The sequence below is a fragment of the Streptomyces sp. NPDC101194 genome (assembly GCF_044767885.1).
GTDB lineage: Bacteria > Actinomycetota > Actinomycetes > Streptomycetales > Streptomycetaceae > Streptomyces.
Window position 1 is genome coordinate 141,159 of record NZ_JBIWOS010000008.1, and the last position, 15,508, is coordinate 156,666.

Sequence of the window (15,508 nt, forward strand, 5' to 3'; positions counted from 1 at the left end):
GAGCGGTTGGAGACCGTACGCGCCCGAACGGCTTACGCCGGGACCGTTGCCCGGCGTCCGTTGTTCCGCGGCCGGTTCGGACGTACGACGGCGCAGTCGGGTGATTCCGGGCGGAGCGGAGCGGTCGGCCGCCGGGCGCGGGCCGACCGCCGTTCGGGTGTCTCGCCGGCCCCGACCCGACCCGGTTTCGCCCCGGACCCGCTCGTGGCCCCGCGCCCGGTTCTCAGCCCTCGTCCCCTCGCCGGGGCGCCACGACCGAGCGGGCCCACCGGTAGTCGGCCTTGCCGCTCGGAGATCGTTGGATCTGCCGGGCGATCACCAGCCTGCGAGGGATCTTGTAGCCGGCCAGACGGGTCCTGCAGTGCGCCTGGACATCGTCGAGCGAAGGTTCGTCCGCCCCCTCACGCAGCTGCACCACCGCCGCGACGTGGTTCCCCCACCGCTCGTCGGGCACGCCGGCGACGAGTGCGTCGTACACGTCCGGATGGGCCTTCAGCGCCTGCTCGACCTCCTCGGGGTACACCTTCTCGCCGCCGGTGTTGATGCACTGCGAGCCCCGGCCGAGAACCGTGACGATGCCCTCCGCGTCGACGGTCGCCATGTCGCCGAGCAGGACCCAGCGCTCGTCGCCCCGCTGGAAGAACGTCTCCGCGGTCTTGCGCGGATCGTTGTAGTAGCCGAGCGGCACGTGGCCGCGTTGGGCGATCCTCCCCTGCTCGCCCGGGGCGACCGGCTCGTACGTCACCGGATCGACCACCTCCGTGCGGGAGTTGACCTGGAGCCGGAACCCGTTCTTCGGCCCCGAGTCCGCCGTCGCCGTGCCGTTGAAACCGGACTCCGACGAGCCGAAGTTGTTGAGCAGCATCACCGTCGGCACCAGGGCCTGGAACTCGGCACGCACCGAGTCCGACATGATCGCGCCCGAGCTGGAGATGGAGAACATCGACGAACAGTCGGTGCCCTTCAGCGGGCCCTTCAGCGCGTCGATCAACGGCCGCAGCATCGCGTCGCCCACCAGGGACACGCTGGTGACCTTCTCCTTCTCGATCGTGCGGAGCACCTCTTCCGGGACGAACTTGCGGTGGACCACAACCCGTTGCCCGAAGTTGAATCCGATGAACGCGGTGAGTGTCGAGGTGCCGTGCATCAGCGGGGGAGTGGGGAAGAAGGTGATCCCGTCACCGCCCGCGGCCACCCGCTCGGCCAGTTCCGGCGGGGACTTCACCGGCTCACCGGTCGGCGCGCCGCCGCCGAGGCCGGAGAAGAAGAGGTCCTCCTGGCGCCACATCACGCCCTTGGGCATTCCCGTGGTGCCCCCGGTGTAGATGATGAACTGGTCGTCCGCCGAGCGTGGTGGGAAGCCGCGCTCCGGGCTCCCCGAGGCCTCGGCGTCCGCGAAGGCCACCGCGTCGGGACCGCGGACAGCTGTCACCGGAGCCCCCACGCGTACCAGATGACGAAGGGTCGGAGCCTTGGGAGCGGCGGCCGAGACCCTTTCGTCGAACTCCGCGTCGAAGACCAGAGCCGCCAGGTCCGCGTCACGGTAGAGGTAGACCAACTCCTCTTCCACATAACGGTAGTTGACGTTGACCGGGACGATGCGGGCCTTGAGGCAGGCCAGCACCGTCTGGAGGTATTCGACTCCGTTGTAGAGATGCAGCCCCAGATGCTCGCCCGGCGTGATGCCCGCCTCGATCAGATGGTGGGCGAGGCGGTTGGCTGCCGCGTCCAGCTCCGCGTACGTCAGCCTGCGCTCCGCACCCGTACCGGGATGGTCGAGGTAGACGAGCGCCTCGCGTTCCGGGACCGCGTCGACGACCGACTCGAACAGGTCGGCAAGGTTGTACTCCACCGTTCCTCCTGACCCCGGATGCTGACTGGCTCGGCGGTCATTAGAGCGCCGGGAGGCACAAGTGGGAAGGGGGCCGCCGAAGAAATCTGACTGACTGTCAGCAAACTATTGAACTGGGCCCCCGCCTACTGCAACCTGTTCTAGGTCTTGAGACGGGAGGCAGGCAATGGGTGGTACGGAACACCTCACCGTGCGGCGCGAGGGCGCCACTTTGGTGCTCACCTTGAACAGGCCGGAGGCGAAGAACGCCCTCTCGCTGCCGATGCTGGTCGGGCTGTACGACGGCTGGCTGGCGGCCGACGAGGACGACACGGTCCGCTCGGTCGTCCTCACCGGCGCGGGCGGCTGCTTCTGCGCGGGCATGGACCTCAAAGCCCTGGCGGGCAAGGGGATGGAGGGCGAGCAGTACCGCGATCGGATGACCGCCGACCCCGATCTGCACTGGAAGGCGATGCTGCGCCACCACCGACCGCGCAAGCCGGTCATCGCCGCCGTCGAGGGCCACTGCGTGGCGGGCGGCACCGAGATCCTCCAGGGCACCGACATCCGCATCGCCGGGGCGAGCGCCACCTTCGGGCTCTTCGAGGTCCGGCGCGCTCTCTTCCCCATCGGAGGGTCCACGGTGCGACTGCCGCGCCAGATCCCCCGCACCCACGCCCTCGAAATGCTCCTCACCGGACGTTCCTACAGCGCCGAGGAGGCAGCCGCCATCGGGTTGATCGGGCGGGTCGTCCCCGACGGAGCCGCGCTGGAGCAGGCCCTCGAAGTCGCCGAGCGGATCAACGCCTGTGGCCCGCTCGCCGTCGAAGCCGTCAAGGCATCCGTGTACGAGACCGCGGAGATGACCGAGGCCGAGGGCCTCGCCGCCGAACTGAAGCGCGGCTGGCCGGTCTTCGCCACCGCCGACGCCAAGGAAGGCGCCCGCGCCTTCGCCGAGAAGCGCCCGCCCGTCTACCGGCGCGCCTGAGCCAAGGAGGCAACCGTGCCCGAGATCCTCAGCGCACCGCTGGTGCTCGAATTCCCCTTCACCCGATCCCTCGGCCCCGTCCAGAGCGCCTTCCTGACCGGACTGCGCGAACGCACCGTCCTCGGCGTCCGGACCAGCGGGGGAAAGGTCCTCGTCCCACCGGTCGAGTACGACCCCGTCACCGCCGAGGAGATCCGCGAGCTGACCGACGTCGCCGACACCGGCACCGTCACCACCTGGGCCTGGAACCCGGCCCCGCGCCGCGGCCAGCCCCTCGCCACCCCCTTCGCCTGGGTCCTCGTCAGGCTCGACGGAGCCGACACCGCCCTCCTGCACGCCCTCGCCGCGCCCGGCCCCGAGGCCGTCCGTACCGGCATGCGGGTGCGGATCCGCTGGGCGTCCGAGCGGACCGGTGCCATCACGGACATCGCCTGCTTCGAACCCTACGACGGGGAGGCCGGCCAACCCGGTTCGCACGGAAGGGAGTTCACCGACCCCGTCCACGGCATCGTCACCCCGGCCCGTCTCGACTACCGCTACACGCCGGGCCGTGCCCAGGGCGCCTACATCCGCGCGCTCTCCGAGCGGCGCATCGTCGGCGAGCGCTGCCCGTCCTGCGCCAAGGTCTACGTTCCGCCCCGTGGCGCCTGCCCCACCTGCGGCGTCGCCACCACGGAACAGGTCGAGGTCGGCCCTCGCGGCACCGTGACCACGTACTGCGTCGTCAACATCAAAGCCAGGAATCTCGACATCGAAGTGCCCTACGTCTACGCGCACATCGCCCTCGACGGGGCCGACCTCGCACTGCACGCACGGATCGGCGGTATCCCGTACGACCAGGTGCGCATGGGCCTGCGGGTCGAACCGGTGTGGACCGAGGGCGGGCGGCACCCCGATCACTACCGGCCGACCGGAGAGCCGGACGCCGACTACGACGCGTACAAGGAGCTGCTGTAGATGCGAGACGTAGCGATCGTCGCCTTCGCACAGACGGACCATCTCAGGCGTACCGACGAACTGTCCGAAGTCGAGATGCTGATGCCCGTCCTCCACCAGGTCCTGGACACGACCGGTCTCAGGGCGAGCGACATCGGCTTCACCTGCTCGGGGTCGAGCGACTATCTCGCGGGACGGGCCTTCTCCTTCACCATGGCGCTCGACGGCGTCGGCGCGTACCCGCCGATCTCCGAGTCCCATGTGGAGATGGACGGCGCGTGGGCGCTGTACGAGGCGTGGGTGAAGATCCGGACGGGCGAGGCCGACACCGCGCTCGTCTACTCCTACGGCAAGTCCTCGCCCGGTGAGGTGCGCGACGTCCTCACCCGTCAGCTCGACCCGTACTACGTCGGCCCGCTCTGGCCGGACTCCGTCGCGCTCGCCGCGCTCCAGGCGCAGGCGCTGATCGACGCGGGCGACACCGACGAGGCGGCCCTCGCGGCGATCGCTGCCCGGAGCCGCACCGCCGCCGCGGACAATCCGCACGTCCGGACGGCAGGCCCGGTCCCGGCCGACGCGTACGTCGTGCGGCCGCTGAGGGCCGGCGACTGCCCACCGGTCGGCGACGGTGCGGCAGCCGTCGTCCTCGCCGCCGGTGACACCGCACGGGCCCTGTGTGCCCGCCCCGCCTGGATCCGCGGCATCGACCACCGCATCGAGGCCCACAGCCTCGGGGTCCGCGTACTGACCGAATCGCCCTCCACCCGACTCGCCGCCGAGCGGGCCGGGGTGTTCGAACGGCCCGTGGACACCGCCGAACTGCACGCGCCGTTCACCTCCCAGGAAGTGGTGCTGCGCAAGGCGCTCCGGCTGGGCGACGGCGTCACCGTGAACCCGTCCGGCGGCGCGCTCGCCGCCAACCCCGTCATGGCCGCCGGGCTGATCCGCCTCGGCGAGGCAGCGGCCCGCATCCACCGTGGCGAGTCCGACCGGGCACTCGCCCACGCCACCTCCGGGCCCTGCCTGCAACAGAACCTGGTCGCCGTACTCGAAGGGGAGAGCGCTCATGCCTAAGGAGCCCGTGGCCGTCGTCGGCATCGGCCAGACGAAGCACGTGTCGGCCCGTCGGGACGTCTCCATCGCCGGACTCGTCCGCGAGGCCGCCGTCCGCGCGTTGCAGGACGCCGGGCTGACCTGGGCGGACATCGACGCCGTCGTCATCGGAAAGGCCCCCGACTTCTTCGAGGGGCTGATGATGCCGGAGCTGTATCTCGCCGACGCGCTCGGCGCGGTCGGCAAGCCGATGCTGCGGGTGCACACGGCGGGATCGGTCGGCGGCTCCACCGCGCTGGTCGCCGCCAACCTGGTCTCCGCACGGGTGCACCGCACGGTCCTCACACTCGCCTTCGAGAAACAGTCCGAGTCCAACGCCATGTGGGGCCTCTCGCTGCCGATCCCCTTCCAGCAGCCGCTGTTGGCGGGAGCGGGCGGCTTCTTCGCCCCGCACGTCCGGGCCTACATGCGCCGCACCGGGGCACCCGACACGGTCGGTTCTCTCGTCGCCTACAAGGACCGCCGCAACGCGCTGAAGAATCCGTACGCGCACATCCACGACCCGGACATCACCCTGGAGAAGATCCGGTCCGCACCGATGCTCTGGGACCCGATCCGCTACTCGGAGACCTGCCCGTCCTCCGACGGTGCCTGCGCGATGATCCTCACCGACCGGGCCGGAGCGGATCGTTCGCCGCATCCGCCCGCCTGGGTGCACGGCGGCGCGATGCGCAGCGAACCGACGCTCTTCGCCGGCAAGGACTTCGTCTCGCCGCAGGCGGGCAAGGACTGCGCCGCCGATGTGTACGGGCAGGCCGGGATCAGTGACCCTCGACGGGAGATCGACGCCGTCGAGATGTACGTGCCGTTCTCCTGGTACGAGCCGATGTGGCTGGAGAACCTGGGGTTCGCCGCCGAGGGGGAGGGCTGGAAGCTCACCGAGTCCGGCGTCACCGCGCTCGACGGCGACCTCCCGGTGAACCCGTCGGGCGGGGTGCTCTCCACCAATCCCATCGGCGCCTCCGGCATGATCCGCTTCGCGGAGGCCGCGTTGCAGGTACGGGGGCAGGCGGGCGAGCACCAGGTGGCGGGGGCGCGGAAGGCGCTCGGCCACGCCTACGGCGGCGGGGCGCAGTTCTTCTCCATGTGGCTGGTCGGAGCCGAGCCCCCCACCCGCTGACCGCGGGCCGTCCCGGACCGGAGGAAGCCTCCCCGGCGGCCTGTCCCGGGCCGCCGGGGATGGCTAGGCTTTGGCCCGGGACGACGAGCGGGAGGAGCCGACGTGGCGGAGACCACCACCCAGCAGCCCTTTACGGGTTGGGACAAGCCGGACCTGGACCTGAGCAACGCGGACTGGCGGTCGGGCAGTCAGGGCGCGGGTGATGTCCAGATCGCCTTCGTCGAGGGGTTCATCGCGATGCGCAACGCCGGCAAGCCCGGCAGCCCGTCACTGATCTTCACCCCGGCCGAATGGCGCGCCTTCGTGGTGAACGCCCGCGACGGAGAGTTCGACCTCACCTGAGCGCCGGAGACCCGGCTCGCTTCGGGACCACGAGGGCTGTCCCGCCGTCCGAGCAGCGACTCGATCCCGGCGCACCGGGCCTCGCCGATGCAGCGGTCCCGGCCGTGCCACGTCCGGGCCGGGGGCCGGAGCGCGATCCCGTCGCCCGTGAACACCCGACCGGCGCAATCGCGGAACGGAACACACTGCCCGCCGCCCCCGCCCGCGCTCCCATCGGATTCCTCGCCGGACCGGACCGGACCGCGTGGCGCTGCGGGCCCGCCGCGCCCCACGCCGCGTGCGCTGTTCGTCGATGAGCGTCCTCGCCGGGGGCGGTGCAGACCGTCCTGCGGCAGCCGCGCCCGCGTCGCATGCCACCGGACATGTCACGCCACGTAGCGTGGTGGGTGTGACAGGCGAGCGCGATCTTCGAACCCTGCTGAGCAGCATGCGGCCGGAACTGAACCCCGGCCGCTATGTCTTCACCACCATGCCCCGCGAAACGGTGCCCGGGGGCGTCGACCCGGTCGTCACGGTCGCCGAGCGCGAAGGGATCACCCTGGTGCTGCCCGAGGAGCAAGCCGTCTCGGCAGGTCTGCGGTACGACTACGTGGCCGGCTGGATCACGCTCCGTGTGCACTCGGCACTGGACGCGGTGGGGCTCACCGCCGCCGTGTCCCTGGCGCTCACCGATGCCGGGCTGAGCTGCAATGTGGTGGCCGGTTTCCATCACGATCACCTGTTCGTTCCGTACGACCGCGCCGACGAGGCCGTCGGAGTACTGGAAGCACTGGCCGCGGAGTCCGGCTGACGGCGGGGCCGTGGAGGCTTCGGGGCCGGCCCGCCGGGTCGCGTTGTGCCGGACCGCGGCCCCGACCGTGCCCCGGCCTGCACGGACCCGGCTCCGCAACGTGAGCCCGGACACGTAACATGTCTGCATGTCCTTCCTCCGCCGCCGTAGCGCCGCCACACCCGCGGGCCCCGACTTCGACGTCCTGGCCATGGATCCGGGGGACTGGCCCGGAAACCTCGGCGCCGGCCTGCTGCCCGCCCCCGACGGGAGCTGTCAGGGCGTCTTTCTGCGCTACGACCTGTTCGGCGGCCGCGGCCCCGCAATGATCATCGGTAATCTCCCGGAGGGCTCACCCGCCCGTGAGACCGAGGAGGGCCAGGTCCCGTTCGAGGTCGCCCAGCTCCTTCTCGCGCTGGAGAACGACGAGCCGGTCGAGGTCACCGGTACCGAGGACATGCCCGTGATGCAGGGCGACAACCTGTTGATCGTCCGCCGGGTCAAGCTCTCCGAGAGCCGGATCTCCTGCGTCCAGTTCGACCGCAGCGACGGGGTGCTCGTCACCATCGCCAGCTGGGACCGGCCGATCACCGACGATCTGTACACCCTGCTGAAGCCCCTGCCGGCCGAACTGTTCCAGCAGGGCTGATCCCGCCCTTCGCCTTGGCCGCCCGTAACCGACGGGCGGCTGCGGAACGCCCACCTCGTCCATCTGTCCAAGTGCTCGCGGCCTCCGTCCATGAGGCCGCTTTGTCATGTGCCTTGCCGGAGCAATCGTCGGACCTTTACCGTCGGCGGCATGACATCCGGGATGACGCGACGTACCACAGTGAAGACAGTGATAGGCGCAACCGGCGTTCTGGCGCTGGGAATCCCCGCCGCCTCCGGCACTGCAGTGGCTGCCAGTACCTCCGATGAATCGACGGGAGTGAAGGGTTCCGCCCAGCCGAGGACATCGGTGGAACCGACGCTCCGGTACCACGCCCCGGCCGCCGGCTGGGAGCGCGAGTCCCTGCCCATCGGCGGTGGCGCTCTCGGTGCGAGCGTGTACGGGACGCTCGCATCCGAGCGGCTCACCTTCAACGAGAAGACGCTGTGGACCGGCGGCCCCGGTTCTGCGGAAGGCTACGACTTCGGGAACTGGACCACTCCCAGACCCGACGCCCTCACCGGCGTCCAACAGCGCCTCGACGCTCAGGGCGCTCTCGACCCGGACGCCGTCGCGGCCGAGCTCGGCCAGGCACGCCGCGGCTACGGTGCCTACCAGGTCTTCGGCGATCTGTGGCTGGATCTGCGCAACGCCCCGGCCACCCCCGACACTTCCTACCGGCGCACCCTCGATCTGCGAAACGCTCTTGCCGCCGTCACCTACACACACCAAGAGGCCGTCCACACAAGGGAGTTCTTCGTCTCCCATCCGGGCCGGGTCATCGCCGGGCGCCTCGGCGCAGACCGTCCGGGGCGGGTGTCGTTCACCCTGCGGTACAGCTCGCCGCGCAGTGACTACACCGCCACCGCCGACAAGGACAGGCTCACCGTACGTGGTGCGCTGAAGGACAACGGCTTGCGCTTCGAGGCCCAGATCCGTGTCCGGACCAGCGGTGGCACCGTGACCGCCGGCCCGGACGGCACCCTCACCGTCACCGGAGCCGACAGCGCCTGGTTCGTACTCGCCGCTGCCACCGACTACGCCGACCGCTATCCGGCCTACCGCGGCGACGACCCGCACAGGGCGGTCGCCGCCGCGGTGGACTCCGCCGTCCGGACCTCGTACGAGAAGATCCGCGACACCCATGTGCGTGACCATCGCGCCCTCTTCGACCGGGTCACCCTCGACATCGGCCAGGAACTGCCCGACCTGCCCACCGATCAGCTGCTCGCCCGGTACACGGACGGCACGAGCCCCGCCGACCGGGCCCTGGAGGCGCTGTTCTTCCAGTACGGCCGCTATCTGCTGATCGCCTCCTCGCGGGCCGGATCGCTGCCCGCCAACCTCCAGGGCGTCTGGAACAACTCCACCACCCCGCCGTGGTCCGCCGACTACCACAGCAACATCAATCTGCAGATGAACTACTGGCTCGCCGAGGTCACCAACCTCGCCGAGACCACCGCACCGTACGACCGCTACATCGAAGCGATGCGTGCCCCGGGCCGGAAGACGGCGAAGGAGATGTTCGGGACGGCCGGCTGGGTCGTGCACAACGAGACCAACCCATACGGCTTCACCGGCGTCCACGACTGGTCCACCGCCTTCTGGTTCCCGGAGGCCGCCGCCTGGCTCACCCAGCAGATGTACGAGCACTACCGGTTCAGCGGTTCCACCGACTACCTGCGCGGCACCGCCTACCCCGCGCTGAAGGAGGCAGCCGAGTTCTGGCTGGCCAATCTGCGCACCGACCCGCGCGACGGACTGCTCGTCGTCACCCCCAGCTACTCTCCCGAACACGGTGACTTCACCGCCGGTGCGGCGATGTCCCAGCAGATCGTCCACGACCTCCTCACCAACACCCTGGAGGCCGCCCGGATCCTCGGCGACGCCCCCGCCTTCCGCAGCCGCCTGGAAGCGGCCCTCGACCGGCTCGACCCCGGGCTGCGGATCGGGGCCTGGGGCCAGCTCCAGGAATGGAAGACCGACCGGGACGACCCGGCCGACACCCACCGCCATGTCTCGCACCTCTTCGGCCTCCACCCCGGCCGCCAGATCGAACCCGGCACCAAGTGGGCCGAAGCGGCGAAGGTCTCCCTCCGCGCGCGCGGCGACGGCGGCACCGGCTGGTCAAAGGCATGGAAGATCAATTTCTGGGCGCGGCTGCGCGACGGGGACCACGCCCACAGGATGCTCGCGGAGCAGCTGAAGAACTCCACCCTGCCCAATCTCTGGGACACTCACCCGCCGTTCCAGATCGACGGCAATTTCGGCGCCACCTCCGGCATCGCCGAGATGCTGCTGCAGAGCCAGCACGATGTCATCGAGATCCTCCCCGCCCTCCCGGCGAGCTGGCCGGACGGATCGGTGCGCGGACTGCGCGCCCGGGGTGGCTTCACCGTCGGCATCGAATGGGCCGCGGGGCAGGCCCGCCGTGTGGTGATCACGGCGAGCCGCAGCCGTCGCGCGACCGTCCGCAGCACACTGTTCGCGAGCGGCGAGAAGGTCTTCAAGGCGCGTGCCGGCGGAAGCTACACGCTGGAGGCCGAGGGCTGAGCGAACAGCGCGGTCACCCGCGCCGCCGACACACCGAGCCCCGTGGGACCCCCGAGTCGCCACGGGGTGCCGGTGCCCCGCCGCAGATCCTGTTCGCGGTAGCGTCGGCAGCCCCGGTGCCAGATCAGGATCCCCGCGATCCAGTGCCTGAGCTCCCGCACATATCCGTCCAGGATCTCCCTCGTTTCCGAGTCGAGCCCGAAGTCGTCGTACAGTACCGGGAGTTCCTGCTCCGCGACGTGGAGGAACTGACGCAACCGCGATCTCATCAGGTCGTGCACGATCGCCACCCCGGTCGGATAGTCCACGCCGAAGAAGTTCTGCACGACCAGGACGCCGTTGTGCACCTCGCCCTCGTACTCGATCTCCTTCTGGTACGAGAACAGGTCGTTCATCAGGCATGCGTAGTCCGCCGCCGCGTTCTCCAGCGAACGCAGCGGACCGCTGTGGTGGATCTCCTCGGGCACCTTCCTGCCGTGGCCCAGCCGGCACAGACTCATCGTGAGGTCGGAGCCGAAGGTCATGCGTCGCATCTCGATGTAGTCCACCGGATCCGGGATGCGGTTCTGGACCTGGTTGGCCAGCTCCCACACCCAGCTCGAGGTCATGTCCTCGACCGCCTTCCGGAACGCCCGGCGCCCGTCCGCGTCCATCGGCGCGGAGGTGCGCGCCCACAGATCGGCGAGCCCCCGCTCCAGCGCGTTGACCGGCTCGGGCGTCGCGGCCCCGTCCAGCGGCATGAACAGTGACAGACGCTCATTGGCGCGCCGGGCCCCGGCCAGATCGCGGGGCCGCCCGTGCACCACCGGGAACCAGTCGTCCCCGTACGTTCCCCAGGTCAGCCACTGGGAGGACAGATCCAGCTCCTCGGGCGTCGCGTCCGGGTGCAGACCCGCCGCGCACAACGGCAGATCGGTCGCCCGGAGCCGCTCCTCGTCCCAGATGTGCGATCCGGGCACGCCCGGCTGCGCTTCCAGAATTCCCGTGCGACGCGCCCAGTCGACGATCCGTACCCGCGCCCCGTCCAGGTGCGGGCTGAGTGTCGTGCCGAACGGCAGCTCGAAACCGGGCAGCAGGGACGGGCCGACGCGCTGATGGGGCACATGGGTGTGGCTGCGCAGCCGGGCCCGTTCCGAGCGGGGAGTGAACCGGATCGACGCCGCGGCCATACCGAAGCCGGGCGCGGCCCGAGCGGCCCCGCCGTCGTTCATGTAGCGGCTTGAGCGCATGTGCCACTCATGGCCGCCCGACTGCCAGTCCTGCAGCCCCTTGACGTATGCCAGAACCGCCGCGGTGCCAGCCGGGCCGAGCCCCTTCTGAGCGCAGAGCGGGCCGAGTTCGGTGAGCGCGGTGTTCTCGAACTGCTGGAGCCGTGACGTCAGCAGATCGTTCACCGCCTCGGCGGCCTCCTGGGTGGAGCAGCCGAGAAAGTGCTCAAGGACCAGCACGCCATTGCTGTTCTCCCCCTCGTCCTCGACCTCCCGCTGGTACGAGAAGAGGTCGTTGCGCAGATGCACGGCGTCGGAGAAGGCGTCCCGCAACACCCGTAGCGGGCGTTCGTGGGCCACCGACTCGGGCACCTCCGCGCCCGCCGCGTACTCCACGAGTCCCGCCGACCACGGGGCGCCGCCCACCTTGCGGCGCATCTCGATGTACTCGACGGGGTTGGCGATGCGTCCCTCGTTGATGTTGGCGAGCTCCCACAGCGACTCGTCGAGCAGGTTCTTCGTCGCCTCGGCGAACCGCATCCGCCAGGCGTCGGACATGCCCGGCACCGTCCGTGCCCACAGGTCGGCCAGCCCCGCCTCGACCGGATTCGTGGGTTGCGGCATCGGAGCACCACGGTCCATCGGCATGAAGGCGGGCAATCGGTCCAGATACCGCTTGCCCCCCTCGCGGTCGGGGGTGCGTTTGAACAGCTCCAGGAAGTGGTCGTCGAAGAAGAAGACCCACACGTACCAGTCGGTGACCAGGGAGAGCGCCTCGGACGAGCAGTCGGGGTGGGTGTACGCGCACAGCAGCGCGTAGTCGTGGGAGTCGAGGTCCTTCTCCTCCCAGATTCCCGAACCCTCCAGCATCCCTATGCTGCGCGCCCACTTCTTGGTGTGCTGTCGCGCCTCCGCGACGTGGGCGTTGAGCCGTGCCGGATACGGAACGTAGAAGTCCGGCAGGGTGAAGGGCTGAGCCATGTGCGTCCGGCCTTTCCGAGATCTCCGTACGGCGAACACCGCACGGACCGGTGGTGTCCGCGCGAGCACTACCCTTCGTCCGTTCGGGGCACGCACATCCGGGATTAGTCGTATGAACAGTGCACTCTTCCGTGTCCGGCGAGCGGAGGTCTCCGGTCGGTCGCCGGTCTCGTGCACGCCGGGTGGCGCGGTCGTCAGTGCCTGCCCGTCTTCTTTCCGACCGCAGGTCAGGCGCCCCGCCAGTGGTCTGGTCCACTGGCTCGGTCCGCATCCCCCACTGGCCCCTTGACGTGCTGTCATCTCAGGTCGGAGAGTGTGCGCGCACAGCGGAACAGTGAGATCGGATCACGCACGGCTCCATCACGCACGGCTCCAAGAAGGGTTGTCATGACGTCCAAGCAGAGGACCGCACTCGCACTCGCGTTGACCACGGTCGGTGCCCTGAGCATGGCCCTGCTCAGTCCCGCGGCGCAGGCCGGTGCGGACGGGGTGCGGCCGGAATGCCCACGCGGCCTCGCATGCGACTGGGTACCGGCTGCCTACCAGCAGACGGGCGACCCCACCGACAAGGAGACGTACGGGAACTACGACACCTCGGACCGGCCGCACACGAACAAGATCAGATTCATCGTGCTGCACGACACCGAGGAGGACTTCGACACCACCCTGAAGATCTTCCAGAACCCGCTGAAGCAGACCTCCGCCCATTACGTGGTGCGCTCGGGCGACGGCCACGTCACCCAGATGGTCAAGGGCAAGGACGTCGCCTGGCAGGCGGGGAACTGGTACGTCAACAGCCATTCCATCGGCATCGAGCAGGAGGGTGTCGCCGTCGAGGGTGCCAAGTGGTACACCCCGGAGATGTACCGTTCGACCGCCAAGCTGGTGCGCTACCTCGCGGCCAAGTACGACATCCCGCTCGACCGCCAGCACATCATCGGCCACGACGGCGTGCCGCCCACCAGCGCGTCCGGCACCAAGAACATGCACTGGGACCCGGGCACCTACTGGGACTGGAACCACTTCATGACGCTGCTCGGCGAGCCCACCGTGCCGAGCGCCCCGAAGAGCAGCGAACTCATCACCGTCAGCCCGGACTTCAAGAAGAACAAGCAGGCCTTCCGGGACTGCGAGAAGGGTGTGGACCTGCCGGTCCAGGGCTCCAGCGCCGTCCCGCTGCACACCGCGCCGTCCACCGACGCACCGCTGTTCTCCGACCCCGGCCTGCACACCGACGGATCACCGGGCACGAACTGCGCCGCCGACTGGGGCAGCAAGATCAGCGCGACCCAGCAGGCCGTCGTGGCGGACCACGCCCCGGGCTGGACTGCGATCTGGTGGTACGGACAGAAGGCCTGGTTCCAGACCCCGGCGCACAGCCGGAACACCACGCCCACCTCCGGTTACGTGGTCGAGCCGAAGGCCGGCCGTACCGAGGTGCCGGTGTACGGGGTGGCCTACCCGGGGAAGTCCGAGTACCCCGCGGACTTCACGGACCAGCGGGTGGGCTCGCCGCTGCAGTACACCATCAAGGCGGGCCAGTCCTACCCCGGTGGCGGTGAGGCACCCACGGGCTTCTTCTACGCCCCGACGATCGACGCCTCCTACCCGCTCGACCACGCGTACTTCCGCGGCAAGGAGAAGTACGTGACGGTGCAGATCGGTCACCGGATCGCCTTCGTGAAGGCGTCCGACGTGGACATCGTGCGCGCGCACTGAGACCGCTCGGGCGGTCCGACCGCGTGACCGCACGCGGAGTGCCCTCCTCGTGAACGGCATCCGTTCACGAGGAGGGCACGAGAGCTCAGCCCGCGACCTGTCGGTTCACCTGCGCGGGAGAGAGCGCGTGCTCGATCGCGAGGATCCCCGCCCCCACCGCCGCCGCGTTCTCACCCGTGCGGCTCGGCTCGATGCGCAGCAGTTGCGTGGCCAGCGGGTGCGAGCGCCGGTAGACCGCCTCCCGTACACCGGCGAGCAGCTGATCGTGCACGGCGGCCAGTGCGCCCCCCATCACCACCGTGTCCGGGTTGAAGAAATTCACCAGTCCGGCGAGGACCTCGCCGACCGCCCTCCCCGCCTCCCGCACCATCCGTACGGCATCCCGGTTCCCGGACTGCACCAGCCGCACCACATCGCTGCCCGATGTGGCGTCGTGCCCCAGGCCGACCAGTTTCGCCGCCAGCGACGCACCGCCCGCGACTGCCTCCAGACAGCCCGAATTGCCGCACCGGCAAGGATCGTCGAGGTCCGCGACACGGATGTGGCCGATGTCTCCGGCACATCCCTGCGCACCCCGGTGCAGCTCTCCTTCGGCGACGATCCCGCAGCCGATACCCGTACCGACCTTGATGTACAACAGGTAGCGGCAGTCCGGGAAGGCGCGGCGCTGTTCGGCCAGCGCCATCACGTTCACATCGTTGTCGACGAGCGCCCGCACCCCGAAGCGCGCGGCGAAGAACTCCGGGATCGGGTACTGGTGCCAGCCCGGCATGATCGGCGGATCGACAGGACGCCCGGTGGAGAACTCCACCGGTCCCGGCACTCCGACGCCGATGGACCGCAGCGTTCCCGGCTCCCGGTGCGTCTCCTCGAGCAGGGCGCGCACCGTTCGCTCCACGTGCCGCAGTACGGAGTCCGGTCCGTCACCGATCGACATCGGCTCCTCCTGGACCGCCAGGGTCGCGCCGCCGATGTCCATCAGTGCCACCCTGCAGTGCGAGGCCCCCAGATCCACCCCGGCCACCGCGTGCTCACGCGTGCGCAGCGCCAGCCGGCGCGGCGGGCGACCGCCGGTGGACCCGCCGTCGGCGTCCTCGTCCACGAGGCCGTGCGCGATCAGCGCGTCCACCCGTTGGGAGACCGTCGAACGGGCCATTCCGGTGATCCGGGCGATGTCGGCACGGGTTGCCACCGTCCCTGAACTGATCAACGCGAGTACCTCGCCCGGTGAGTGCGAGGAGGCAGCGGACGTGCGATCCGACGGCGAAGACATGACAGCCACCCTAAGGACGACTTGTG

The 15,508-nt window shown here is 69.9% G+C and carries 12 protein-coding genes; 9 read left to right on the forward strand and 3 right to left on the reverse strand.

The window, feature by feature from the left end; translation table 11 throughout:
- Positions 1 to 223: 223 nt before the first annotated feature.
- Positions 224 to 1,852 carry an acyl-CoA synthetase gene (locus ACIRP2_RS27300; RefSeq protein ID WP_404254689.1) on the reverse strand — a complete coding sequence of 543 codons (1,629 nt, stop codon included), beginning with the start codon at positions 1,850 to 1,852 and terminating at the stop codon, positions 224 to 226.
- Positions 1,853 to 2,018: 166 nt separating this feature from the next.
- Here ACIRP2_RS27300 and ACIRP2_RS27305 point away from each other — a divergent pair, with 166 nt between their 5' ends.
- The 8 genes from ACIRP2_RS27305 to ACIRP2_RS27340 all read left to right on the forward strand — a co-directional run bounded on the left by ACIRP2_RS27305 (position 2,019) and on the right by ACIRP2_RS27340 (position 10,301).
- Positions 2,019 to 2,819 carry a crotonase/enoyl-CoA hydratase family protein gene (locus ACIRP2_RS27305; protein WP_404254691.1) on the forward strand — a complete coding sequence of 267 codons (801 nt, stop codon included), beginning with the start codon at positions 2,019 to 2,021 and terminating at the stop codon, positions 2,817 to 2,819.
- A 15-nt stretch (positions 2,820 to 2,834) separates the two neighbouring features.
- Positions 2,835 to 3,776: a Zn-ribbon domain-containing OB-fold protein gene (locus ACIRP2_RS27310; protein WP_404254693.1), complete on the forward strand. Its 942-nt coding sequence runs from the start codon at positions 2,835 to 2,837 to the stop codon at positions 3,774 to 3,776.
- A complete protein-coding gene (locus tag ACIRP2_RS27315) occupies positions 3,777 to 4,829 on the forward strand; it encodes a thiolase domain-containing protein (RefSeq protein ID WP_404254695.1) in 1,053 nt (350 codons plus the stop codon).
- Positions 4,822 to 5,988, forward strand: a complete 1,167-nt coding sequence (locus tag ACIRP2_RS27320) for a thiolase domain-containing protein (RefSeq protein WP_404254697.1) — start codon at positions 4,822 to 4,824, stop codon at positions 5,986 to 5,988. Before ACIRP2_RS27315 ends, ACIRP2_RS27320 begins: the two co-directional genes overlap by 8 nt.
- Positions 5,989 to 6,090: 102 nt before the next feature.
- Entirely contained in the window at positions 6,091 to 6,330 is a 240-nt protein-coding gene (locus ACIRP2_RS27325; protein ID WP_404254699.1) for a DUF397 domain-containing protein, read from the forward strand.
- Between the two features lie 388 nt (positions 6,331 to 6,718).
- The gene (locus tag ACIRP2_RS27330) at positions 6,719 to 7,120 is read left to right on the forward strand and encodes an ACT domain-containing protein (protein ID WP_404254701.1); all 402 of its coding nucleotides are present in this window, start codon (positions 6,719 to 6,721) and stop codon (positions 7,118 to 7,120) included.
- 127 nt (positions 7,121 to 7,247) lie between these two features.
- On the forward strand, positions 7,248 to 7,748 hold the full coding sequence (locus ACIRP2_RS27335; protein ID WP_018550733.1) for a hypothetical protein: 501 nt from the start codon (positions 7,248 to 7,250) through the stop codon (positions 7,746 to 7,748).
- A gap of 150 nt (positions 7,749 to 7,898) precedes the next feature.
- Positions 7,899 to 10,301, forward strand: a complete 2,403-nt coding sequence (locus ACIRP2_RS27340; protein ID WP_404254704.1) for a glycosyl hydrolase family 95 catalytic domain-containing protein — start codon at positions 7,899 to 7,901, stop codon at positions 10,299 to 10,301.
- Here the strand turns inward: ACIRP2_RS27340 and ACIRP2_RS27345 are convergent.
- The gene (locus ACIRP2_RS27345) at positions 10,277 to 12,490 is read right to left on the reverse strand and encodes a germacradienol/geosmin synthase (protein ID WP_404254706.1); all 2,214 of its coding nucleotides are present in this window, start codon (positions 12,488 to 12,490) and stop codon (positions 10,277 to 10,279) included. The genes ACIRP2_RS27340 and ACIRP2_RS27345 overlap by 25 nt on opposite strands.
- A 387-nt stretch (positions 12,491 to 12,877) precedes the next feature.
- On the opposite strand from ACIRP2_RS27345, the gene ACIRP2_RS27350 reads away from it, so the two are divergent.
- On the forward strand, positions 12,878 to 14,209 hold the full coding sequence (locus tag ACIRP2_RS27350; protein ID WP_404254708.1) for an N-acetylmuramoyl-L-alanine amidase: 1,332 nt from the start codon (positions 12,878 to 12,880) through the stop codon (positions 14,207 to 14,209).
- 85 nt (positions 14,210 to 14,294) lie between these two features.
- Here ACIRP2_RS27350 and ACIRP2_RS27355 read toward each other — a convergent pair whose 3' ends face one another.
- Positions 14,295 to 15,482, reverse strand: coding sequence for an ROK family protein (locus ACIRP2_RS27355; protein ID WP_404254710.1), 1,188 nt, complete (start codon positions 15,480 to 15,482; stop codon positions 14,295 to 14,297).
- Positions 15,483 to 15,508 lie beyond the last annotated feature (26 nt).